The organism is Cnuibacter sp. UC19_7, assembly GCF_042699995.1.
GTDB lineage: Bacteria > Actinomycetota > Actinomycetes > Actinomycetales > Microbacteriaceae > Cnuibacter.
In genome coordinates this window covers 2382316-2403943 of record NZ_CP170560.1, presented here as the reverse complement: position 1 = coordinate 2403943, position 21628 = coordinate 2382316, and the positions used below count along the sequence as shown (strand labels likewise).

The following is a 21628-nucleotide window of genomic DNA, read 5'->3' as shown; positions in this document are numbered from 1 at the left end:
ACCGCGAAATGTAAACGATCGCTAACATGGCGATCTGATCGTCATCAGCAGGAAAGGACGTGGCGATGCGTACGGCCCAGGAGTTGGGGGCTCTCGTTCGCGACAGGCGAAGGACGGCCGGACTCACTCAGCAGCAGCTGGCGGAGCGTGCGCACGTGACACGCCAGTGGCTGGCCCGCCTCGAGAAGGGGCACGAGCGCGCGGAGCTCGATCCGCTGCTCCGCACTCTCGAACAGCTCGACCTCGAGCTCACTATGCAGCCGTGCGCGCCCGATGGTCCGACCTACGACATCACCGTGACGACCACCGTGCACGCGACGACGTGATGCCGGAGCCGCCCGGTCTCCGCGGGTGCCGTGTGACTAGTATGGGGGGCATCCGCCCGGGTGGCCCGCGGCGGCGGGTTCGCGTCGAGAGGATGTCGCCATGCACGGTCTGATCTCGGTCCCTCACGACGGTCCGGCCCATGCCGACGCGGTGGTCGACGCCGGCGGCGCCTCGCCCGACCTTCCCGCCGAGCTCCTCCGCTCCGAGCTCGAGCACACCTACAACGAGTCGTCGATCGCGTACACGCCGATGGTGTCGAGCACCGACCCGGTCGAGTTCACCGCCGCCGTGCTCTCGCACCAGAAGGACGCGCTGCGGCCGCAGTCGTTCCCCGTCGTCGGCATCTACCTACGCAGGGAGGGCCGCGCGTACCGCATCAGCGGTGTGGGCACCGACGACTCGGGCAGCATCTACGTCACCGTCGACGACAGCCCCTTGCGCGCCGGCGAGGCGCCTCTCGCCTGACGGGCGCGCGGCGGTACGGTCGCGGCATGTCGGAGGTCACCCACGCCTACTCCCGTCGGGCTGCGGAGTACACCGAGCTCCTCGGGTCGATGTCGGCGGTGCATCCGTCCGACCTGGCGCTGATCGACGCCTGGGCCCGCACGGTCGAGGGGCCGGTGCTCGACGCGGGCTGCGGACCCGGCCACTGGACGGCGCACCTCGTCGATCTCGGGCTGCAGGTCCGGGGCATCGACCTCGTCGAGCCGTTCCTCGATCACGCGCGCTCGGCGCATCCGGGTGTGCGGTTCGACCGGGGGAGCATCGATCGGCTCGCGGACGATGACGCCGCGCTCGGCGGCGTGCTCTCGTGGTTCTCCACGATCCACCACACGCCGGGCGACATCGGCGTTCCCCTCGCGGAGTTCGCTCGGGTGCTCCGCCCGGGCGGGACGCTCGTGCTCGGCTGCTTCGACGCGCCCGACGGAGCGGACGTGGAGCCGTTCGACCACGCCGTCGTCACGGCCTACCGCTGGTCGCCCGAGCGGATCCGCGCCGAGGTCGAGCGAGCGGGGTTCGAGGTCGTCGAGACCCATCGGCGCTCGGGCGCGGGGTACCGCCCGGTCGCCGCGCTCGTGGCGCGGCGCACGTCGTCGGGGTCGGCGGGTGTCCTGGGGGCTGGCGGGCGTGATGACCGCTGAAAGGTCGCGTGAGAGCGACGGTGGCGCGCATATGCGGTCGTGTCGGCTCTGAGGCGACCTTCTGACGGCCACCCCCGACGCGGGGACGCGCGATGCCTGGTGGGGCGATCTACGCCTGGCGCGCGGCGGCGACGAAGGCGCGGATGAGATCGGCGGACTTCGCCCCGCGGCTCGACTCGACCCCGCTCGACACGTCGACGCCGTAGGGGGCGTACGCGCGGATGCGCTCGGCGACGTTCTCCGGGGTGAGCCCGCCGGCCAGCAGCCACGAGCGCTCCGGCGGACGCGAGAGCAGCGACGCGGGATCGGCGGCCTCCCCGGAACCGGGGTCGGGTCCGTCGAGCAGCAGACGCACCGCGGGGAGGTGGGCGTCGTCCGCCGCGCCCGCCGCGTACTCGGCGGCGCCGAGCGCGCGGATGACACGCAGTCCCGCGGCCTCCGCGGCCTCGATTCCCCGGGGCTCGACGGCGCCGTGCAGCTGCACCGTCGTCAGGCCCGCCTCGCTCGCGCTCGCGAGCACCTCGGCGGTGGGCGCATCCTGGAACACGCCCACGAACTCGATCCCGCCGGGCAGCCGTTCCCCGAGCGCCCGCGCCGCACCCGGCTCGAGGTACCGCACGCTGTGCGGGGCGAAGACCACGCCCACGGCATCGGCACCTGCCTCGACGCAGACGTCGAGCATCTCGGGGGTGGTGATCCCGCAGATCTTGACGAACACCGCGCCACTCTACCGCCGCCGCCCTGGGCGGGGCCCGGCGTGAGCGCTCGCGCCTCCGTGCACCGTGCTCAGAGGTGAGTCGCCGCTTTCGTCCAGGAACGGCGGATACCGTCGGCAGGTCGTATGCCCGCATGCTGGTGGAGGGAACCGGGTGCCAGAACAAGTTCGCCATGGACGGCAGGAGACGCCCTCGCGGGCCCGACTGCTCCTCAAGTCGATCGCCGTCGCGGCCGCTGTCGTGCTCGTGAGCGGGGTCGGGGTCGCCGCCTACGCGTACAACGACATCACCTCGCAGATCAGCAGCGCGGCTGTCGACATCGGCGGCGACGCCACGATGCAGCCCGCACCGTTCCTCGGCGCCATCGACGGCGGCTTCAACATGCTCGTGGTCGGCACCGACAACGACGCCAACCAGGGCGACTCGTTCGGTGAGCGCGACGCGACGCTGAACGACGTCAACATCCTCCTGCACGTCTCGCCGGATCATAAGAACGCGGTGGTCGTGAGCTTCCCCCGCGACCTCGTCATCGATCAGCCGTCGTGCAACGACTCGGGCGAGGTGTACGACCAGCCCCTCAACACGTCCTGGGAGCGCGGCGGAGAGGGCGGCGGCCTGGCGTGTGTCGCGGCGACCATCCGCGACCTCACCGGGCTGGAGATCGGGTACGCGGCCGCCACCTCCTTCAACGGCGTCATCGAGATGACCAACGCGGTCGGCGGTGTCCAGGTGTGCGCCACCGCCCCGATCGAGGACCCCGACTCCGGCCTCTTCATCCCCCAGGGCTACAGCACGGTCGAGGGCTCGGAGGCGTTGGCCTTCCTGCGCAACCGCCACGGCGTCGGCGACGGAAGCGACCTCGCGCGCATCGGCTCGCAGCAGCAGTACCTCTCGTCGCTCCTCCGCAAGATCCGCGACTCGAGCACGCTCTCCGACCCGACCAAGGTCTACGGGCTCGCCCAGGCGGCGGCGCAGAACATCACCCCGTCCACGTCGCTCAAGAGCCCCGACGCCCTGGTGTCGCTCGCGCTCTCGCTGAAGGACATCGACCTCTCGAAGGTGGTTTTCGTCTCGTACCCGGTGAGCGCGTACGTCGAGGATCCGAACAAGGTCCAGCCGATCCAGAGCCTCGCCGACGAGCTGTTCCAGCGTGTCGCGTCCGATCAGCCGTTCACGCTCGACTCCGACTCGACGGCCACGGGCTCGTCGCAGGACCCCTCGACGGGCACCACGCCGCCCGCTCCGGAGCCCACCGCGACCGCCGGTGCTCCCGACGCGACGGATGCGCCCACCGACTCGGCCGCGACACCCGAGGTGATCGAGGGACTCAAGGGCCAGACCGCCGCTGAGCAGACCTGCGCGAACCCCTTCGACGGCTGAGCCGCCGAGCCCCGCTCCCCTCTCGCTTGAGGGAATTCTCTCCACCCCGAAAAAGTTGAGTAGAACAGACTCAAGTTTTGCTGTGAGGTCTTGACACCCGGATACGACCGGGCCAGGATTGAGGCTATGCGGCTCAAGTTTGAGTCGCTCAAGACTTCAGACAGATTCACGCAACATCGGGAAAGAGAGAAAGAGCGATCATGGCTCGTGCAGTAGGAATCGACCTCGGTACCACCAACTCCGTGGTGTCCGTGCTCGAAGGTGGAGAGCCCACCGTCATCGCCAATGCGGAGGGCTTCCGCACCACCCCGTCGGTGGTCGCCTTCACGAAGGACGGCGAGGTGCTCGTGGGTGAGACCGCGAAGCGCCAGGCCGTCACCAACGTCGACCGCACCATCTCCAGCGTCAAGCGCCACATGGGCACGGACTGGACGGTGGAGATCGACGGCAAGAAGTACACGCCGCAGGAGATCTCGGCGCGCATCCTCGCCAAGCTCAAGAGGGATGCCGAGTCGTACCTCGGCGACACGGTCACCGACGCGGTGATCACCGTCCCGGCGTACTTCAACGACGCCGAGCGCCAGGCCACGAAGGATGCCGGTGAGATCGCCGGCCTCAACGTGCTGCGCATCATCAACGAGCCCACCGCGGCCGCACTCGCGTACGGCCTCGACAAGGGCAAGGAGGACGAGCTCATCCTCGTCTTCGACCTCGGTGGCGGCACGTTCGACGTGTCCCTCCTCGAGGTCGGGAAGGATGACGACTTCTCCACCATCCAGGTGCGCTCCACCGCCGGCGACAACCGCCTCGGCGGCGACGACTGGGACCAGCGGGTCGTCGACTACCTGATCAAGAACTTCAAGGACACGACCGGCGTCGACGTCTCGAAGGACAAGATCGCCCTCCAGCGCCTCAAGGAGGCGGCGGAGCAGGCCAAGAAGGAGCTCTCCTCGGGCATGTCGGCCAGCATCACGCTGCCCTACCTGTCGCTGACCGAGAACGGCCCCGCCAACCTCGATGTCACGCTCACCCGCGCCAAGTTCGAGGAGCTGACGAGCGACCTGCTCGCTCGCACCGAGAAGCCCTTCCGCGACGTCATCGCCGAGGCGGGCGTCTCCGTGAACGACATCGCGCACGTCGTGCTCGTGGGTGGTTCCACCCGCATGCCCGCCGTGGTCGAGCTCGTCCGCAAGCTCACCGGCGGCAAGGAGCCCAACAAGGGCGTCAACCCGGATGAGGTCGTCGCCGTGGGCGCGGCCCTCCAGGCCGGCGTGCTGAAGGGCGAGCGCAAGGACGTCCTCCTCATCGACGTCACCCCGCTGTCCCTCGGCATCGAGACCAAGGGCGGGATCATGACCAAGCTCATCGAGCGCAACACGGCCATCCCCACCAAGCGCAGCGAGACCTTCACCACCGCCGACGACAACCAGCCGTCCGTGGCGATCCAGGTGTTCCAGGGCGAGCGCGAGTTCACCCGCGACAACAAGAACCTCGGTACGTTCGAGCTGACCGGCATCGCGCCGGCTCCGCGCGGCATCCCGCAGGTCGAGGTCACCTTCGACATCGACGCGAACGGCATCGTGCACGTCTCGGCGAAGGACAAGGGCACCGGCAAGGAGCAGTCGATGACCATCACGGGCGGCTCGTCGCTGCCCAAGGAGGACATCGAGCGCATGGTCCGCGAGGCCGAGGAGCACGCCGCCGACGACAAGAAGCGTCGTGAGGCCGCCGAGGTCCGCAACCAGGCCGAGACCCTGGCGTACCAGACCGACAAGCTCATCAAGGACAACGCCGACAAGCTGCCGGAGGACGTGAAGAACGACGTCCAGGCCGATGTCGACGCCCTGAAGACCGCACTCGCGGGCGAGGATGACGCCGCCGTCAAGACGGCGTTCGACAAGCTGAACGAGTCGCAGACCAAGCTCGGCCAGGCCATCTACTCGCAGTCCCAGCAGGATGCGGGTGCCGGCGCAGCCGGTGCCGGTGCTGCGGGCGCTGAGGGTGAGGCCGGCGCGTCGTCGAACAACGACGACGACGTGGTCGACGCCGAGGTCGTCGAGGACGAGGACGAGAAGAAGTAATCATGACTGACGAGAACCAGACCGGTCCCGAGAACGAGGGCCGCGAGGAGCCGATCATCCGCGACAAGCGCAGGATCGACCCCGAGACGGGTCGGGTTCGTCAGCCTGCCGACTCGGGGGCCGACGAGGCCCCCGAGTCCGGCGAGCCCGGCGCCGGCGAGTCCGGTTTCATCGAGGCCGAGGGCCCCGACGTCGAGACGTCTTTGACGGATGCCGACCTGAGCTTCCTCTCGGGCCAGAGCTCCGCCGAGGAGCTGGCCGCCGAGCGTCTCGCCGACCTGCAGCGGACGACCGCGGAGTACGCCAACTACCGGCGCCGCACCGAGGCCAACCGCGAGGTCGAGCGCGAGCGCGCCGTCGGCGATGTCGTCAAGGTGCTCCTGCCCGTGCTCGACGACCTCGACCGTGCCGAGAAGCACGGCGATCTCGTCGAGGGCGGGCCGCTGACCGCGATCGCTCAGAAGCTGCGGTCGGGTGTGGAGCGGGTGGGCCTGAAGCCGTTCGCGGCGGCGGGCGAGCCGTTCGACCCTCAGATGCACGAGGCGATCTTCCAGCAGCCCAGTGACGAGGTCACCGAGCCGCAGATCGCCGATGTCGTGGAGTCGGGGTACTACCTCGGGTCGACGCTGCTACGCGCCGCGAAGGTCGTAGTGGCGGTGCCCCATGGCTAGCCAGGACTGGTTCGACAAGGACTTCTACTCGACGCTCGGTGTGTCGAAGGACGTCTCCGAGGCAGACCTGAAGAAGACGTACCGCAAGCTCGCGCGGCAGTACCACCCGGACTCCAATCCGGGAGATGCGGCAGCCGAGGCCCGGTTCAAGGAGATCAGCGAGGCCTACGCGGTGCTCTCCGATGCGGAGCAGCGCAAGGAGTACGACCAGATCCGGGCCATGGGCTCCGGCGCCCGCTTCACGGCGGGTGGCCAGGGCGCCGGGGGCTTCGAGGACGTCTTCGGCGGCATGTTCGGCGGAGGCGCCGGCGGTGGCGGCGGACGAACGAGCTACAGCTACCAGCAGGGCGCCGGCTACGACGACCTGCTCGGCGGCCTCTTCGGCGGTCGCGGCGGCTTCGGCACGTCGACCGGCGGATACCGCGGCTACGGCGGTCCGCAGCGCGGCCGCGATGTCACCGCCCGCACGACGATCGACTTCGTCACCGCGGTGAAGGGCGACACGATCAAGCTGCAGACCTCCGAGGGCAAGCCGATCACCGTCAAGATCCCGGCCGGGGTCTCCGACGGGCAGAAGATCAAACTGCGCGGCAAGGGCGAGCCCTCGCCCGACGGCGGCGAGCCCGGCGACATCGTGCTCACGGTGGCCGTGCGCAAGCATCCGGTGTTCGAGCGCGATGGCCTCAACCTGCGCGTGACCGTGCCGGTGACGTTCGTCGAGGCGACTCTCGGCGCGACCATCGAGGTCCCCACCCTGGGTGGCGCCCCGGTGAAGCTGAAGGTCGCGCCCGGCACCCCGTCGGGGCGCGTGCTGCGCGTCAAGGGGCGCGGTGTCGAGACGTCGAAGGGCAAGGGCGACCTGCTCGCCGTCGTCCAGGTCGCGGTCCCGTCGCACCTGACCCCCGCCGCCCGCGAGGCCCTCGAGGCCTTCCGCGAGGCCGAGCCGAACGAGAACCCCCGCGAGGATCTCCTCGCCAAGGCCCGCGAGTAGTCGTGCGCGCGGTCCTTCTCGCCGAGTGGCGACCTTCCGCCCTTCCCGCACGCCGGGAGGGGCGGGATGTCGCCACTCGGCGGATCCGTCCTTCAGGAGGTGACGTGCATGGATGAGAACTCGCCGCTCTTCGCCATCGCCGTGGCCGCGGAGCTGGCCGGCATGCACCCGCAGACCCTCCGCCAGTACGACCGGCTCGGCCTCGTGTCGCCCCGCCGCACGGCGGGCAAGTCGCGCCGCTATTCGATGCGCGACGTCGCGCAGCTGCGGGAGGTGGCCCGTCTCTCCTCCGAGGGTGTCTCCCTCGAGGGCATCGCCCGCATCCTGCAGCTCGAGAACCAGGTCTCCGCGCTCGCCGCGCGGGTGCAGGAGCTCGAGTCGGCCCTCGCCGAGGAGGTGCTCAACCGCCCCGGGCGGCGCGTGTTCGCCTCCTCCATGGAGGGCGAGACCGTCCCGCTCCGGCACGGCACCCGCACCTCCCGCCGCACCGAGGTGGTCGTGTGGCGCCCCGGCTCGCGCCACCACCCCGAGCTCCCCACCCTCGACTGAGTTCGTGCCGCGCCCCACGGGCGTGCGGTGTGACGCTCGACACCGAATCCGCGGAAGCCCCGCATATATCGCGGGGCTTTCCGCGTTTCGGTGTTGAAGCGACAGACTTAGCCGGCTCGGACCCTGGCTCGCTACGCCGCGAGGATGTCGCGAGCCGAGCGCGGGGCACGGCCGAGGAGCTCGCCGAGCAGGGGTGAGGTGCCCGCGAAGCGGCCCTCGCGGGCGGCGCGGAAGAAGCCGAGCGTGAAGCGGCTCATCGGCTCAAGCTGCCCGGCGGCGGCTTGACGGGCGAGCCACTCCTCGTCGTCGAGCACCGCGCGCGCGATCGGCCGTCCGCTGAGCTCGGAGACGGTGGCGGCGATCTCGTCGAAGTCAGGCGCGGTCCCGGCCGTGAGGGTCACCGGGCCGTCGAACTCACCACCGTCGTCGCCTGATGCCAGAGCGGCCAGGATGACCGCGGCGGCTTCGGCCGCATCCTCTCGCCAGGTCCACGACACGGGCCCGTCGGCCGGGGTGGCGATCGTGCCGGTCTCGCTCCAGGGGCTGAGCATCCAGCCGAGGGTGTGCGCGTAGAAGCCGTTGCGCAGCGAGGTCCAGGCCACACCCGACCGAGCGAGCAGCTCCTCCGTCGCCGCGTGGTCGTGCGCGGGCCCGAACGGGCTGCCGAGACCGGCGCCCTGGTGGCTGGTGTAGAGGATGCGCGACGCTCCCGCCGCGACGGCCGCCTCGATCCCGGCGGCGTGCAGCGCGACAGCATCGGCGGTCGGGTCGCTCGACGACACGAGCAGCACCTGGTCGGCGCCCTCGAACGAGTGGCGGAGGCCGTCCGCATCCTCGTACGACCCGCGTCGCACGCGCACACCCCGGTCGGCGAGGTGCTGCGCCTTGGCGGTGTCGCGGACGCTGACACCGACCTCGCTCGCAGGCATCCGCTCGAGGAGGTGCTCGACGGTCGCGCCGTTGAGGGCGCCGGTCGCTCCGGTGATCACGATCATGGATGCTGCTCCTTTGTTATCGCTGATATCACTCGCACGTTAGCAGCGTGATCACAGTGATCGCAAGCATCCGATAACATCGGTAACATGACGGATGCGCCACCTCTCTCGAGCCGCGATCGCACGCGGGCCGAGCTCGTCAAGGTCGCCGCGGGCCTGCTGGCCGAGGGCGGGCCGAGCGCGGTGACGACCCGCTCCGTCGCGCAGGCGGCGGGGATGCAGGCGCCCGCGATCTACCGTCTGTTCGGCGACAAGGTGGGGCTCCTCGCCGCTGTCGTCGAGGACGGGTACGCCTCCTACGTCGGCGCCAAGCACGTCGATGAGGCCGCCGATCCTGTCGCGGACCTGCGCCTGGGGTGGGATGTCCACATCGACTTCGGGCTCGATAATCCGGAGCTCTTCCGCCTCATGCACAGCGGCCTCTCCGCCCTCGCGCCGGAGGGCTCGGGTGCGTCGGGTTCGCTGCAGCGCGGCACCGCGGTGCTGCACACGCGGGTGCGGCGGGTGGCCGAGGCGGGGCGCCTCGCCGTGGCCGAGCCGCTCGCCGTCGACCTCGTGCGCGCCAGTGCGACAGGGGTCGTCTTCACGCTGCTCGACGGAGGGATCGCGCCGCAGCACGCCCTGCGCGAGTCGGCGTGGCTGGCTCTGGCCGCGGTGATCCTCACGTCGCCGTCGTCCCCATCGGGGCGGTCGGGGCTGACGGGGCAGGATTCGTCGGCCGCGCCACCTGCAGCGGTCGCGGCGGTCACGCTCGGCGCGGCGCTCCCCACTCTCGACGGCTTCACCCCGGGCGAGCGCGCCCTCTTGTCGGAGCTGCTCGCCCGCGTGAACTGATCTCCCCGTGCGGTCGAGAAGTGACAGCTGGAACGCCACTGACTAACACTTACCGCTCGAACTGTTAGTAAAATCACGTCGTGGCAACAGGATCCGAGGTGAGCGGGGCGAAGAGTGTGCCCGTTCCCCCGCTCGAGTACGAGACGCACCGTTGGCAGCCACGGTATCCTGCACTGTTCTCGAGGGCGGAGGTCGCCCGGCAGACGGGGGACTACGAGTCCGCCGTCCCGCAGCGGATAGCGGCCTGGGCGCCTGCTCTGACTGCAGACCTGGCCGCCGACGTGGTGGACGCGTCGGCGGCTCTCGTGTCGTTCGATGCGCACACCGTCACCGTGCTCGGTGCGGAGGATCCGGCTCTCGGCCCCATGGCATCGATCCTGCTGCGGACCGAGAGCGCCTCGAGCTCGCAGATCGAGCAACTGACGGTCTCCGCCCGGCAGCTCGCGCTGGCCGAGCTCGACCAGAGCGACAGGGCGAACGCCCGCACGGTCGTCGGCAACGTCCGAGCGATGGAGGCCGCGTTGCGCCTCTCGGACGCGCTGGATGCGGCGAGCATCCTCGCGATGCAGCGGGAGCTCCTTCTTGCTCAACCTGGCTATGAGGAGCACGCCGGCGCCTTCCGGGACGAGCTGGTCTGGATCGGGAACCGCGATACCGCGGGACCGCGGGGTGCTGAGTTCATCGCACCGCAGCATCCGCTGATTCGACCGGCCATCGACGACATGCTCGCCTTCGTCGCCCGCGATGACCTTCCCGCGCTCGTGCAGATCGCGGTCGCGCATGCCCAGTTCGAGACGATCCACCCCTTCGTCGATGGGAACGGCCGAACCGGTCGGGCCCTGGCGCAGGCCATGCTGAGGGCGAAGGGCCTGGCCACTCACGCGACCGTCCCCCTCTCCGCAGGACTGCTCACGGACACCGAGGGCTACTTCGCCGATCTGCAGACGTTCCGAAGTGGAGATGCCGGGCCCATCATCCGCCGATTCGCGGCCGCCGCGCGGTATGCCGCTGCGACAGGGCGCGTGCTCGTCGACGACCTGCGGGGCGAGCTCGAGCGCTCGCGATCGCAGCTCGAGGGTCTCCGGTCGCAGGCCGCGGCGTGGAGGGTGCTGCCGATCCTGATCGGTCAGCCGGTCGTCAATGCTCGGTACCTTCAGACCGCTCTCGGGCTGAGCGAGATGACTGCTCTCCGAGCTCTGGCAGCGCTCACGGAACGGGGCGTCCTGGTGGAGCGCACCGGGCAGGCTCGAAATCGGATCTGGCAGCACCCCGGGATTCTTGACGTGCTCGACTCCTATGCAGCAGCCATCCGTCGAGCTGCCATCCGCCCCGGTCGCTGAGCCGAGGAGAGGCGACGCTGTGCGTGGCGCGCACCCGCCTGGACGTCGATGTCGCGAGCAGCGATCTCGGTCGACAGTCCCCTTGACCTCCCAGTACCGAGGATTCATCCCCCACCCTCGCCGGCTTCACCCCAGGCGAGCGCGCCCTCCTGGCGGGGCTGCTTGCCCGCGTGAACTGATGCGCACGCCGAGCTAGAGGTCGCGGGCATCCGCTTCGAGCACGACCTCGCGTGCCCACTTGATCAGGTTGGCCGCGTCGGTGGCCGTGATGGCATCGGCCCCGTACTGGACGGGCGTCTTCTGGGTGAGCAGTCTCCGCAGGCTGTTCGCCGCCTTGGTCGCGGGATGTGTGGCTCGCGCGACGAGCGCCACGGCCGAGGCGTGGTCGTCACCTGCGCTGCGAAGCCCAACACGAGCCCGCAGATCGCATCCGCGGCGGCGATTCCCGCGAGGATCGCGTTGGATCCGGCGACCTTGTTCTCGGCGGGCGAGCCTGAGCTGAGAGCTCCGCTGTCGAGAGGTACAGGTGCGCCTCCCTCAACCGGGCACGCGCGGCCGCCCTGTCCAGGCTCACGGTGCTGCCCTTCTCAGGCACTCGCACGCCTCGTGGAGCCGATGGTCCGCAGCAACTGCTCGAACTCGGGTCCCGTCAGCGGGATGGCCTCGTCGCGGATCGTCTGCATGACGGAGTCGGAGCTCTCGATCGACTTCCGCAGCGATGATCGGGTCGTGTTGTAGATGTGACCCTCGTTGCCGGTCCACGTCGTGATCTGCTGACTGAGCGCGGACGCGGACAACTCCAGTTGCCACAAAGCAACTCAAGTTGCGTATCCGCAATCCAAGTGGCGATTACGCCTTCTTGACTCCACCGTACCGAGGATTCATCATGTTCGAATGACCGACACCGATTCACTCGACCACGCGCCCATCCTCGGCGACGACGGAGCAGCGGCGCGCGCGAAGCCGACCAGGGGTGCCCTGGTCGCCGGAGCGGTGGGGTTCGGGCTCATGGGCACCGGAGGTACCGCGCTCGGGGATGGGCTGAGCCTCGTCGCGGCAGCGTACGTATCATCGTTCGATCCGATGGGGTTCGAGCCGCCGCCCGGCGTGAGCGTCACGGTGGATATCCCCCCGATCGTCGCCGATCCCGTGGTGGGCGTGGTCATCGCGGCCGTCGGCCTGATCGCCGTGATCGTGGGCTTCATCTCGAGCCTGGTGATCCTCGGCATCGCGGATGTCGACCGCCGCGGGGCCGTCACCTGGGCCGGCATCGGGATCGGCACCGCGCTCCTGGTCGCCGCACGCATCGCCCTGTCGACCCTCGCGCAGTGGTTCGGTGTCGGCTCCGCCGACCTCACGGTGAACGTCCTCGTCACCATCGGCGCCGCACTCGTCCTCTCCGTCGTCGGCGGGGCGGTCATCTGGCTCCGGATGGCTCGACGCCTCACCACGCTGTGAGTCGGCAGGGCGACGGTCATGGATGACGCGCGCGACTTCGGGACTCCGGTGCTGGAAGGTCCCCCGCGGTCGGCGCGGAGGACTGCGGCCGGGTGGCTGGCCGGGCTCATACTCGCTCTCCTGGCATGGGTGACGACCGTGCTCCTGAAGATCTGCCTCGATCTTCCGACCGCGCTCGCCGGGGCGGGCATGTGCTTCGCCCTCGCCGCGATGGCGCTGTACGGTCTCGGCGTGGCCGGCATCGCGTGGCGGGCAGCGTCGTGGGGATCACCCGGCGACGATGGGGCGGCACGGCTGGCTCGACGCTGGGTCGCCATCACGGGTGGGGGTTTCGGCTCGATGCTCGTGTTCGGCGGCCTTCTCTACGCGGTCCTGCTGGACGATCCGGGGTCCGACCACTCACCGGTCGCGCCGTTCCTCATCGTGTGCGGCCTCGTCGACGCCGTCGTCCTGCTGCCGCTGACAGGCGTCGGTGTCGCTCGCGGAAGACGGTGGTCAGAGGTGAAGGCCCCGTTCCCGTGGCTGTGACCGCAGAGCAGATCCGGCGGCAGAGGCGGGTGCGGACGATCGTCGGTGCCACCACGTTTCCCCTCGTCGCGCCTCTGGTCGTGTACGTGCCGTGGCTGGTCGCGCAAGTGCTCTTCCTCGCGCTGATGGTGATCTGGACCGACGACCCCGACAAGTCCTCGGGAGAGTACGACGCGATGATCCGTCAGAAGATCACGCACGCGCTGGGTGCCCTGTTCTCTCCCGCGATGGTCATCACGGACGCGGTGACCGTTGGTCTCGCATTGCTGGGGATCATCCTGAGCGTCCGACGACTCGGTGCCGCCGGTGCGCCCGATCCGCGAGCCGAGACCGCTGAGGCCGTCCTCCGAGCGGTGGTGATCCTCTTCGCCCCGGCCATCATCCTCTCGCTCGTGATCGTGTTCTCGGGCGGACTGGTGGGTTTCCCGCAGAATCTCGCCAGGATGGGCCCGTCGGCGGTCGGCGTGGGCCTCGCCGGTCTCGTCCTGTCCGTCGGCGCGGGCGCCATCGGTTGGCGCTGGGTGCGCTGACGGCGTCGAAGACCCGCGCCCGCCGCGGGGACTCAGGAGGCGGACGCGGGGGCGGGGGCCTCCGCGGGCCACCAGGGGGTCTCGACGAAGCCGCGCTTGAGGTAGAGCAGCTCCATGTTCGCCGACCAGCCGCGGACCCCGTCGAGGTGGGCGAGGGATTCGCGGGTGAAGGAGTAGAGGTCGGCGACGGTCGGCGTGATGACCTCGCAGAGGAGGGCGTTCTCGTCGAGGAGGGCGGCGAGGTAGCGCACGAACGGGTAGCGGGCGAGCTCCTGCGCGACCTGCTCGAGACGGTCGGGTGCGACCGTGACGGTGAGCAGCGTCTCGGCGCCCATGCCGAGCGCGGCGGAGGGCACCAGGGCGAGCACGTCGACGCAGCGCGCGGCGCGCATCCGCTCGAACCGTCGACGGACGCTCGACTCGTTCAGGCCGATCTGTTCGGCGATCGCGCTGAAGGTCTCGCGTCCGTCGACGCGGAGGGCGTCGAGGATGGCGCGGTCGGCGGTGTCGAAGTGCTCGGGGGCGCAGTCCTCGAGCGACGCCGAGGTGAGGTCGTGCACCTCCTCGCCGTTGCCGAACATCTCGCCGTACAGCTGGCGGCCCCAGTCGAGGCTGACCTTGTAGACGTGCATGATGAGGTCGCTGCGCCAGCGGGCGACCCCCTCGATCGACTGCAGGTCGGTGATCAGCTCCGGATAGCGGGTGGCGCCGCCGCGCACGACGAGCTCGGCGACCACGTCGTAGCTGCCGGTGACGAGGGTGCAGAAGCGCACATCCGGATTCGCGGCGAGGGCGGCCGCGACGGCGATGTGCTTGCCCGGGGTGGCGTTGATCCGCACCCAGAACGAGTCGTACGGCCCCTCCGCCCCGAGCGCGGGCACGGCGGCGATGCGGATGACGCCGTCGTTGATCAGCTGTTGCCCGCGCCGGGCGACCGTGGTGACGGGAGCGCCCACGACCTCGGCGATGGTGCGCCAGCTCGCCCGCCCGTCACGCTGGAGCGCGACGACGATCCGCTTGTCGAGGTCGGTGAGCCTGTCGAGTGCCGGGTGTCTCACCGGGCCGAAGGGCTCGACGGCGGGTAGACCTCGTGCAGGAACGACCTCACCGTGTGCGTCCATTCCTCCGCCTCCTCGATCTGGGGCGAGTGGCCCGAGCGCTCGAACACCACCAGCCGTGACCCGGGGATCAGCTCCGCGATCGTCTCGCTGCATGAGACCGGCGTGATCCAGTCGGTCCGTCCGACGGTGATCAGTGTAGGGACATCGATCGTCGGGAGGAGCGGCTTCACGTCGTAGTGCTTCAGGTTGACGGAGAACGCGTAGTTGTGCGCCTCGTATCGGTACGGCGTCGCCTCCACCTTCCGCTCGGTCGCCTCCGGGTCGTAGTGGAAGTCGTAGAGGGGCAGGATCTCGCGCCAGCAGTCCTTGAGATCCTCGTCGTCGCGCACCCGGCCCTCGTCGATGCGGTCGAACTTCTCCATGTCGATCGTGACCCGATCGCTGGCGAGCGCGTTCTCCCGGGCGAGCGCGCCGTGGGTGTGGTCGGCGGCGGTGTCGCGCAGCACGATCGCGGCGACGCGGTCGGGGTAGCGCGTGGCGTACTCGAGGGTCATGAACCCGCCGTACGATCCGCCCACCATCGCGATGCGCTCCGCGCCGATCCACTCGCGCAGGCCGTCGATGTCGGCGGCCCACTGCTCGTGGCTGAGATCGCCCGATCCCTCGCTCTCGCCGCTGCCGCGGGCGTCGAACACGACCACGCGGTACTCGTCGGCGAGCCGGCCGAAGCTCGCCCGCGGCTCGGCGCGCGATCCGAGGCCCGGGGCCCCGTGGTGGGCGATGATGACGGGCGCGCCCTCGGGGCCGAGCACCTCGACCGCGAGCTCGTTGTCGTTGATGCGCACTCGCTGCGCGGTGCTCGTCGCTCGAGCGAACTCGGGGGAGACGTCGGCCATGGTGGTCCTTTCCGATGGAGCGGTGGAACGGTGGTGCAGTAGAGCAGTGAAGCTGAGGAGCAGGTCAGAGCGGGATCACGCAGTCGTCGAGCGACCGCGGGAAGTGGGTGAGCGGCTCCGAGCCGGATGCGGTGACGAGCATGCTGTCGCTGATCCGGTAGCCGGCGTGGCCGGGGATGTAGATCCCGGGCTCGTTCGACACGATCATCCCGGCCTCGAGCGGGGTCGGGTCGCCGTCCTCGAGCCACGGCGGCTCGTGCATCCCGAGCCCGATGCCGTGGCCCTGCCGGTGCCGGAGGTACTGTCCGAGACCGGCGTCGCGGATGACGGCCAGGCACCGCGCATTGCTGTCGGCGCAGCGGACGCCGGGCGCGATCGCGCGCGATCCCTCGGCCTGCGCGTCGCGGATGGTGTCGTGGTAGCGACGCTGCTCGGGGGTGGGGGGAGCCGAGCACGAAGGTGCGCTCGCTCTCGACGAACCGCCCGCCCACGGCCGCGCCGAGCGACAGCATGAAGGTGTCGCCGTCGCGCAGGCGGTAGCCGGAGGGCAGGCCGTGCGGGATGGCGGAGTTGGCGCCGGCGTACACGAGTCCGCCGGCGAGGAACGAGATGACGACGACGTCGCGGTGCTCGCCGTACATGATCCCCACGCCGGTGCGCCCGACGTGCCCGGCGAGGTCGGCCTCGGAGGGGAGCGGGCGTCCCTCATCGATGGCCTCGCGGATGAGGTCGACCCCGGCCTGCAGCATGACGTCCGTGATGCGGGCGGCCTCTCGGTGCTGCTCGACCTCCTCGGGGAGCTTGAGGTACCGAGCACGGGTGATGAGCTCGGTCGGCACCCACTCGACATCCGCGAACGCGGCCTGCAGCATCGCGAGCCGATGCTGGGTCACCTGGGTGGTCACGCCGACGCGACCGCGGAGGCCGACGGCCGCCCGAGCCAGCGGAGCGAACGGGTTCTCGAGCCCCGGATACTCGGCGAAGGTCACGATCTCGGCCCGGGAGCGCTGCTCCTCGGCGTGCTGGCGCTCGAGCTCGGGAACGAGCAGCACCGCACGCCCCGTGGCGTCGAGCAGGACCGCCACGGGGCGCTCGCCCGGGTGGTGGAAGAAGCCGCTCAGGTACGACACGTCCTCGGGGTCGTCGGTGACGATGGCCGACAGCCCCTCCTGCTCGAGACGCGGCACGATGCGGTGCTGGATGCGGTCGTAGACCTCGGGAGCGAGCCTCTGCGAGAAGGCGGTGTCGGTATCAGCGCTCATGATTGCGGGGGTTCCTCGCGTCGTTGTAGGCGATCGACAGCAGCGTCGCGGAGAGCACGAGCGCGAGGATCGCGAGGGACGGGAACAGGGTCAGCCACCAGGCGCTCACCATGGCGCCCGACTGCTGCGCCTCGTAGAGGATGCGGCCCCACGACCAGGTGGTCGGGTCGCCGAGTCCGAGGAACGACAGGCCCGCGGCCGAGAGCACGGCCCGGGAGGCGGTGACGACCACCGAGACGACGATGACCGGGGTGACGGCGGGCACGACGTGACGGCCGAGGATCCACAGGTGGTTGCGCGTCATGAGGCGGGCGGCGTCGATGTACGGCAGCTTCACGACGGTGAGCGCCTGCGACCGCACGAGTCGTGTCACCTCGGGCCACGAGAACGCGGCCACCACGAGGATCAGCGTCGACGTCGACGGGCCGGCGAGAGCGGCCACCAGGATCATGAGCGGCAGTACGGGGAGCGACAGCGTCAGGTCGACGAAGACGCTGATGACGGTGTCGAGCTTCGGCACATAGGCGCCGACGACCGCGACCAGCGTGCCGAACAGGATGGCGATGGCCGAGGCGGCGACCGCCACGAGCACCGACTGCTGCGTGCCCCAGATGACCTCGGCGAAGACGTCGCGACCCAGCGCATCCGTGCCGAACCAGTTCGTCGCGTTCGGTGGGCTGAGCACGTCGGTGCCGTAGCTCGCGGGGTAGGGCGCGAGGAGCGGAGCGAGGATGCTGATCAGGATGAGGACCAGCAGGATGCCGAGCGACACCATGCCGAGCGGCATCCGCCGGAGCGCGCGCCACGTCGCCGAGCTGGCGCGTCGGCCGTCGGTCCCCGCCGGCTCCACGGTCGGGCCGACGAGCTCCGATTCGGGCAGCGGTGCGGTCATGAGGTCTTCACTCTCGGGTCGAGGAATCCGTAGGCGATGTCGGTGAGCATGTTCACGATCACGACGGTCACCGCGAGGAGCAGGAACGCGCCCTGCAGCACGGGGAAGTCGAGCTGGGTGACGGCCTCGTAGATGCCGCGCCCGATGCCCGGGTAGGCGAAGACGGTCTCGGTGAGCACTGCACCGCCGACCACGAACCCGAGCTGGAGGCCGATGAGGGTGGTCGCGGGGAGGAGCGCGTTGCGGAGGGCGTGCTTCCAGAGGATGCGGCGGTACGGCAGCCCGTTCACCTTCGCCAGGGTGATGTAGTCCTCGCCGAGCGCGTCGATGAGGGTGCCGCGCATGGTGAGCACGTACGACCCGAGCTGGATGAGGGTGAGCGACACCACGGGCAGCACCAGGTGCTGCGCGACCGAGCCGTACCACTCCATCCCGTACACGCCCGTCGAGTAGGCGCCGCCGATGGGGAACCAGCCGAGCGTGAGCCCGAAGACGAGGAGCAGCACGATGCCGACGCTCGGCACGAACAGCGACTGCCCGGTGACGCCGAGCACCTGCACCAGGCGGTCGAGGAAGCGGTTCTTGTACGAGGCGGCGAGCACGCCGAGGGGGATGCCGATGATCACCGTCAGCACGAGCGCGGTGATGGTGAGCAGCAGCGTCCACGGCAGCCGCTGCAGCAGCACGTCGGCCACCGGGATGGACTGCGTGAACGAGGTGCCCAGGTGGCCCTGGACCAGCTGCCCGAGGTACAGCACGTACTGCACGATGAGCGGCTGGTCGAGGCCGTACTGGGTGAGCAGGGCCGCCCGGGTGTCCTCTGTCATGTTCGTGCTCGCGACGGCGAGCGCGGGATCTCCGGGCAGCAGCCGCAGCAGGAGGAACGTCACGGTCACGGCGAACCAGATCGTGATCAGTCCTCTGCCGAAGCGTCGGAGGACGAACAGGGCGATGGACACTCGGGCGGCCCTTCCTTGGTGGGTGGGAGTCGACGGGGCGTCGACCGGTCGGAGAACCAGGTGCTAGTCGGACACCTTGTACGCGCTCGCGACCGAGATGGGGTTCACGATCGAGAGCAGCTCGCTCGGCTTGGAGATGAATCCGGACCAGTCCGAGCTGTGGGCGACGTAGAGGTTCTGCGTGTACATGATGTTGTCGTAGACGTTCTCGTGCACGATCTTCGCCGCGTCCCGCATGATCGAGATCTTCTCGTCCTCGTCGAAGGTCTGTGCGGCCTTCGCGATGAGCGCGTTGAGCTCGGGGTCGTCGACGTAGGTGTAGTTGATCGCTCCGTCCGGCAGGTACGACAGGGCGAAGTTCGTCACCGGGTCGTCCATGATGGCGAAGTTGCCGGCGTAGATGTCGAAGTCGCCCTGGTTGGTCATCGCCAGGTACGTGTTGCGCTCCGTGCCCTGCAGCTCGATGGAGATGCCGGCCTTGGCCGAGCTGTCCTTCACGAGCTGGGCCCACTGGCTGGTCACCGGGTCCTGGAGCGAGTAGATCAGGCGGAACGACACCGGGAACATCCCGTTGGCGTCGGCGGTGTAGCCGGCCTTCTCCATCAGCTCACGCGACTTGTCGGTGTCGAACTCGTACTCGGTGATCGAGTCGTCGTAGTACTTCGACAGCACGGGCATCAGCGGGCTGGATCCCGTCGACACCGCCTGGCCCTGGAGCACGACGTTGCGGATGGCCTCGTAGTCGGCCGCATGAGCGAGGGCCTGACGGACCTCCACCTTGGCCAGGTCGGGGTTCGTCATGTTGTACGTCATGTGCGAGTAGCCGAGGCCCGTGACCTCCTGGACCTCGATGCCGTCGGTGCCCTGGAGCTGCTTGACCTGCGCCGGCGGGAGCGAGTTCGCGATCACGTCGACCTCACCGCTCTGCAGGGCGAGGATCTCGGTGTTCACGTCGGGGAAGACGCGGTAGACGATCTTCGCGGGCAGCGGCGTGCCGCCCTCGACGAGCGGGTAGTCCTCGGTCCGCTCGAGCGTGTACGACTGCCCGACCTGCACGCTGTCCATGACGAACGGTCCGGCGCTGACCCAGCCGCCGTTCGATCCGTCGTTCGGGAACTCGGCGACGGATCCGGCCGGCTCGAACACGTGCTGGGGCACCACGTTGCCCCAGAAGCCGATCTCCTCGACGATCGACGAGTCGGGCTGGGTGAGGGTGATCTCGACCCGCGTGTCGGAGACGGCGGTCGCCGACTCGAAGTTCGTCATCTGACCGTAGAACGTGCCCGAGGGCGCGTCGCGCTTGACGGCGTTCATCGTGAAGGCGACGTCGTTCGCGGTGACAGGGGTGCCGTCGCTCCATGTCATGTCGTCGCGGATCTCGTAGTACCCGGTGGTGTCGTCGACGTAGCCCCACTCGGTGGCGAGCTCCGCCGACTTCGACCCGTCGTCTCCGATCGAGAGCAGATGCGGGTACATCAGGTTCGTCATCCAGTAGTCGCTCCGGCTGTTGCCGATGAGCGGGTTGTAGTTGACGACGTCGGTGGTGGTGGCGATCGTCAGTGTGTCGTCGCCGGCCGTGGGAGTGCCGCCGGCGGCCTCCTCGGGCGCCTGCGGAGCGCAGGCGCTGAGGGCGAGCACGGCCGCAGCCGCCACCGCCCCGAACGCAAATCCTCTGTGACGCATCAGACCCAGACCTCCTCGAGTACCCGCAGGGTGTTCCCGCCGACGACGGCGCGGATCTCGTCGTCGGAGTAGTCGTGCTTGACCAGCCAGCCGATGATGTTCGCCATGGCCTCGGTGGGGTTCTCGACCCCGTCCACGTACTCAACCTCCTCGTAGTCGACGTGGCCGTGGGCCTGGCCGATCGAGAGCTGGTTCGCGAAGGCGTGGTGCAGGCCCACGTGGTCGCCGTACAGCGTGTCCGGTCCGAAGCTCACGTGCTCGATGCCGACGAGGTCGACGCAGTACGTGAAGTGGTCCATGACCGACTCCAGCGAGTGCCTCGGGTGCTCGGGCGAGAGGGTGGTGTGGGGAGCGGCCTCGATGCCGATCACCCCACCTCGCTTCGCGCACTCCACGATGGTCTCATCGGTCTTCATGCGGTTCGTGGGCCAGAGGCCGCGCGCACCGGCGTGCGTGATGAAGACGGGCTTGGTCGAGGCCTTGATGACGTCGACGCAGGTTCGGTCGCCCGAGTGCGAGATGTCGATGGCGATGCCGAGCTTGTTCATGCGGGCGACCGCACGCTCGCCGAAGTAGGTGAGTCCACCGTCTCCGCGCTCCTTGAGGCCGCTGCCGAGGTAGTTCGCCTCAGAGTAGGCGATGCCCATCTGGCGCACGCCGAAGCCGTAGAGCACGTCGAGCCGGTCGACCTCGTTCTCGATCGGGGTGGCCGCCTCGAGCGCGAAGATGTGGGCCACGCGGCCGGTCTCCTTCGCGTACTGGATGTCCTTCAGCGTCTCGCCCTTGATGACGTAGTCCTGGTGGGCGAGGTCGGCCATGCGCACGCCGAGGTCGAAGAGCACGTCCTGGTACTTCCAGCCGGCATCGCTCGAGATGCAGCAGGTGCCGTCCATCCCGTTGTCGAAGACGGCGGTGAGCCCGGAGCGCGACAGGCCCTCGTAGCCCGTGGGTTCGCGGCCCTGGCGGATGTGGTCGCGGAGCTGGCCCATGTCCTCGGGGAAGACCTGGACGTGCTCGTGCAGCGAGATCACCGTCTCGTTCTCGAGCAGGCGGGCGGCGCGGGCGGCCTGGTCGTCGCTGAGGGCGAGCCCCTGGTACTCGGGCACACGGCCGATCTGCTTCGCGTAGGCGAACTCGCGGTAGTCGACGCCCTTCTCGAGGTAGTCGTAGGCCGTGTATCCGGTGTAGCGCTCAGCTGGTTCGAGCACGTTGCATCTCCATTCGTCGTTCCTCGGCGGGCCCAGGTCACCGTCCCGGAGGCGGAGTCGGGCGCCGTTGACAGGAGACGATCCACTATTCCGGCTTCTGGGTCAACTAAAATGGGATGATTCGG

General features: G+C 69.4%; 24 protein-coding genes and 1 pseudogene. 13 read left to right on the top strand and 12 right to left on the bottom strand.

Annotation, left to right across the window (positions count from 1 at the left end):
• Window positions 1-65: 65 nt before the first annotated feature.
• From ACFJGV_RS11460 to ACFJGV_RS11450, 3 genes are all read left to right on the top strand, one after another.
• Window positions 66-326, top strand: coding sequence for a helix-turn-helix domain-containing protein (locus ACFJGV_RS11460; RefSeq protein ID WP_378144064.1), 261 nt, complete (start codon window positions 66-68; stop codon window positions 324-326).
• 100 nt (window positions 327-426) lie between these two features.
• Window positions 427-792 (top strand): hypothetical protein, encoded by a 366-nt coding sequence (locus ACFJGV_RS11455; RefSeq protein WP_378144063.1) that lies wholly within the window; start codon window positions 427-429, stop codon window positions 790-792.
• A gap of 26 nt (window positions 793-818) precedes the next feature.
• A complete protein-coding gene (locus ACFJGV_RS11450; protein ID WP_378144062.1) occupies window positions 819-1469 on the top strand; it encodes a class I SAM-dependent methyltransferase in 651 nt (216 codons plus the stop codon).
• Between the two features lie 109 nt (window positions 1470-1578).
• Here ACFJGV_RS11450 and ACFJGV_RS11445 read toward each other — a convergent pair whose 3' ends face one another.
• Entirely contained in the window at window positions 1579-2187 is a 609-nt protein-coding gene (locus tag ACFJGV_RS11445) for a phosphoribosylanthranilate isomerase (RefSeq protein ID WP_378144061.1), read from the bottom strand.
• Window positions 2188-2338: 151 nt separating this feature from the next.
• On the opposite strand from ACFJGV_RS11445, the gene ACFJGV_RS11440 reads away from it, so the two are divergent.
• The 5 genes from ACFJGV_RS11440 (at window position 2339) to ACFJGV_RS11420 (ending at window position 7857) form a co-directional block, all read left to right on the top strand.
• Window positions 2339-3565, top strand: coding sequence for an LCP family protein (locus ACFJGV_RS11440; protein ID WP_378144060.1), 1227 nt, complete (start codon window positions 2339-2341; stop codon window positions 3563-3565).
• Between the two features lie 200 nt (window positions 3566-3765).
• Window positions 3766-5646 (top strand): molecular chaperone DnaK, encoded by a 1881-nt coding sequence (gene dnaK / locus ACFJGV_RS11435; RefSeq protein WP_378144059.1) that lies wholly within the window; start codon window positions 3766-3768, stop codon window positions 5644-5646.
• A gap of 2 nt (window positions 5647-5648) precedes the next feature.
• Window positions 5649-6317, top strand: coding sequence for a nucleotide exchange factor GrpE (locus ACFJGV_RS11430; RefSeq protein ID WP_378144058.1), 669 nt, complete (start codon window positions 5649-5651; stop codon window positions 6315-6317).
• Entirely contained in the window at window positions 6310-7308 is a 999-nt protein-coding gene (locus ACFJGV_RS11425) for a DnaJ C-terminal domain-containing protein (protein ID WP_378144057.1), read from the top strand. Before ACFJGV_RS11430 ends, ACFJGV_RS11425 begins: the two co-directional genes overlap by 8 nt.
• Before the next feature lie 108 nt (window positions 7309-7416).
• Entirely contained in the window at window positions 7417-7857 is a 441-nt protein-coding gene (locus ACFJGV_RS11420; RefSeq protein WP_378144056.1) for a heat shock protein transcriptional repressor HspR, read from the top strand.
• A gap of 131 nt (window positions 7858-7988) precedes the next feature.
• On the opposite strand, the gene ACFJGV_RS11415 is transcribed toward ACFJGV_RS11420, so the two are convergent.
• Window positions 7989-8852 carry an NAD(P)H-binding protein gene (locus ACFJGV_RS11415; protein ID WP_378144055.1) on the bottom strand — a complete coding sequence of 288 codons (864 nt, stop codon included), beginning with the start codon at window positions 8850-8852 and terminating at the stop codon, window positions 7989-7991.
• An 87-nt stretch (window positions 8853-8939) separates the two neighbouring features.
• Between ACFJGV_RS11415 and ACFJGV_RS11410 the strand changes: the two genes are divergently transcribed.
• Window positions 8940-9686 (top strand): TetR/AcrR family transcriptional regulator, encoded by a 747-nt coding sequence (locus tag ACFJGV_RS11410; RefSeq protein WP_378144054.1) that lies wholly within the window; start codon window positions 8940-8942, stop codon window positions 9684-9686.
• Between the two features lie 80 nt (window positions 9687-9766).
• Window positions 9767-11026 (top strand): Fic family protein, encoded by a 1260-nt coding sequence (locus tag ACFJGV_RS11405; RefSeq protein ID WP_378144053.1) that lies wholly within the window; start codon window positions 9767-9769, stop codon window positions 11024-11026.
• A gap of 192 nt (window positions 11027-11218) precedes the next feature.
• Here ACFJGV_RS11405 and ACFJGV_RS11400 read toward each other — a convergent pair whose 3' ends face one another.
• Together ACFJGV_RS11400 and ACFJGV_RS11395 are read right to left on the bottom strand one after the other, a co-directional pair.
• Window positions 11219-11398, bottom strand: a complete 180-nt coding sequence (locus ACFJGV_RS11400) for a hypothetical protein (RefSeq protein WP_378144052.1) — start codon at window positions 11396-11398, stop codon at window positions 11219-11221.
• Window positions 11399-11613: 215 nt separating this feature from the next.
• Entirely contained in the window at window positions 11614-11823 is a 210-nt protein-coding gene (locus tag ACFJGV_RS11395) for a hypothetical protein (protein ID WP_378144051.1), read from the bottom strand.
• 97 nt (window positions 11824-11920) lie between these two features.
• Here ACFJGV_RS11395 and ACFJGV_RS11390 point away from each other — a divergent pair, with 97 nt between their 5' ends.
• From ACFJGV_RS11390 to ACFJGV_RS11380, 3 genes are all read left to right on the top strand, one after another.
• On the top strand, window positions 11921-12484 hold the full coding sequence (locus ACFJGV_RS11390) for a hypothetical protein (protein ID WP_378144050.1): 564 nt from the start codon (window positions 11921-11923) through the stop codon (window positions 12482-12484).
• 129 nt (window positions 12485-12613) lie between these two features.
• Window positions 12614-13012 carry a hypothetical protein gene (locus ACFJGV_RS11385; protein ID WP_378144048.1) on the top strand — a complete coding sequence of 133 codons (399 nt, stop codon included), beginning with the start codon at window positions 12614-12616 and terminating at the stop codon, window positions 13010-13012.
• Window positions 13003-13542 (top strand): hypothetical protein, encoded by a 540-nt coding sequence (locus ACFJGV_RS11380; protein ID WP_378144047.1) that lies wholly within the window; start codon window positions 13003-13005, stop codon window positions 13540-13542. The genes ACFJGV_RS11385 and ACFJGV_RS11380 overlap by 10 nt, the downstream gene beginning before the upstream one ends.
• 32 nt (window positions 13543-13574) lie before the next feature.
• Here ACFJGV_RS11380 and ACFJGV_RS11375 read toward each other — a convergent pair whose 3' ends face one another.
• From ACFJGV_RS11375 to ACFJGV_RS11340, 8 genes and pseudogenes are all read right to left on the bottom strand, one after another.
• Window positions 13575-14600 carry an Lrp/AsnC family transcriptional regulator gene (locus ACFJGV_RS11375; protein ID WP_378144046.1) on the bottom strand — a complete coding sequence of 342 codons (1026 nt, stop codon included), beginning with the start codon at window positions 14598-14600 and terminating at the stop codon, window positions 13575-13577.
• Complete coding sequence (locus tag ACFJGV_RS11370) at window positions 14597-15499, bottom strand: alpha/beta fold hydrolase (protein ID WP_378144045.1); 903 nt, start codon at window positions 15497-15499, stop codon at window positions 14597-14599. The genes ACFJGV_RS11375 and ACFJGV_RS11370 overlap by 4 nt, the downstream gene beginning before the upstream one ends.
• Window positions 15500-15563: 64 nt before the next feature.
• Window positions 15564-15908 carry a M24 family metallopeptidase gene (locus ACFJGV_RS11365; RefSeq protein ID WP_378148705.1) on the bottom strand — a complete coding sequence of 115 codons (345 nt, stop codon included), beginning with the start codon at window positions 15906-15908 and terminating at the stop codon, window positions 15564-15566.
• A gap of 97 nt (window positions 15909-16005) precedes the next feature.
• Window positions 16006-16761, bottom strand: a pseudogene (locus ACFJGV_RS11360) (M24 family metallopeptidase); the annotation flags it as partial.
• The gene (locus ACFJGV_RS11355; RefSeq protein WP_378144044.1) at window positions 16751-17653 is read right to left on the bottom strand and encodes an ABC transporter permease; all 903 of its coding nucleotides are present in this window, start codon (window positions 17651-17653) and stop codon (window positions 16751-16753) included. The pseudogene ACFJGV_RS11360 and the gene ACFJGV_RS11355, both read right to left, overlap by 11 nt.
• The gene (locus tag ACFJGV_RS11350; protein WP_378144043.1) at window positions 17650-18612 is read right to left on the bottom strand and encodes an ABC transporter permease; all 963 of its coding nucleotides are present in this window, start codon (window positions 18610-18612) and stop codon (window positions 17650-17652) included. The genes ACFJGV_RS11355 and ACFJGV_RS11350 overlap by 4 nt, the downstream gene beginning before the upstream one ends.
• A gap of 63 nt (window positions 18613-18675) precedes the next feature.
• Window positions 18676-20265 carry an ABC transporter substrate-binding protein gene (locus tag ACFJGV_RS11345; protein ID WP_378144042.1) on the bottom strand — a complete coding sequence of 530 codons (1590 nt, stop codon included), beginning with the start codon at window positions 20263-20265 and terminating at the stop codon, window positions 18676-18678.
• Between the two features lie 29 nt (window positions 20266-20294).
• Window positions 20295-21503: a dipeptidase gene (locus ACFJGV_RS11340; protein ID WP_378144041.1), complete on the bottom strand. Its 1209-nt coding sequence runs from the start codon at window positions 21501-21503 to the stop codon at window positions 20295-20297.
• Window positions 21504-21628: the final 125 nt, after the last annotated feature.

Coding starts and splice junctions, on each gene's coding strand:
- ACFJGV_RS11460 (WP_378144064.1), top strand. CDS start 66: ATGCGTACGGCCCAGGAGTTGGGGGCTCTCGTTCGCGACAGGCGAAGG.
- ACFJGV_RS11455 (WP_378144063.1), top strand. CDS start 427: ATGCACGGTCTGATCTCGGTCCCTCACGACGGTCCGGCCCATGCCGAC.
- ACFJGV_RS11450 (WP_378144062.1), top strand. CDS start 819: ATGTCGGAGGTCACCCACGCCTACTCCCGTCGGGCTGCGGAGTACACC.
- dnaK (WP_378144059.1), top strand. CDS start 3,766: ATGGCTCGTGCAGTAGGAATCGACCTCGGTACCACCAACTCCGTGGTG.
- ACFJGV_RS11430 (WP_378144058.1), top strand. CDS start 5,649: ATGACTGACGAGAACCAGACCGGTCCCGAGAACGAGGGCCGCGAGGAG.
- ACFJGV_RS11425 (WP_378144057.1), top strand. CDS start 6,310: ATGGCTAGCCAGGACTGGTTCGACAAGGACTTCTACTCGACGCTCGGT.
- ACFJGV_RS11420 (WP_378144056.1), top strand. CDS start 7,417: ATGGATGAGAACTCGCCGCTCTTCGCCATCGCCGTGGCCGCGGAGCTG.
- ACFJGV_RS11415 (WP_378144055.1), bottom strand. CDS start 8,852: ATGATCGTGATCACCGGAGCGACCGGCGCCCTCAACGGCGCGACCGTC.
- ACFJGV_RS11410 (WP_378144054.1), top strand. CDS start 8,940: ATGACGGATGCGCCACCTCTCTCGAGCCGCGATCGCACGCGGGCCGAG.
- ACFJGV_RS11390 (WP_378144050.1), top strand. CDS start 11,921: ATGACCGACACCGATTCACTCGACCACGCGCCCATCCTCGGCGACGAC.
- ACFJGV_RS11370 (WP_378144045.1), bottom strand. CDS start 15,499: ATGGCCGACGTCTCCCCCGAGTTCGCTCGAGCGACGAGCACCGCGCAG.
- ACFJGV_RS11355 (WP_378144044.1), bottom strand. CDS start 17,653: ATGACCGCACCGCTGCCCGAATCGGAGCTCGTCGGCCCGACCGTGGAG.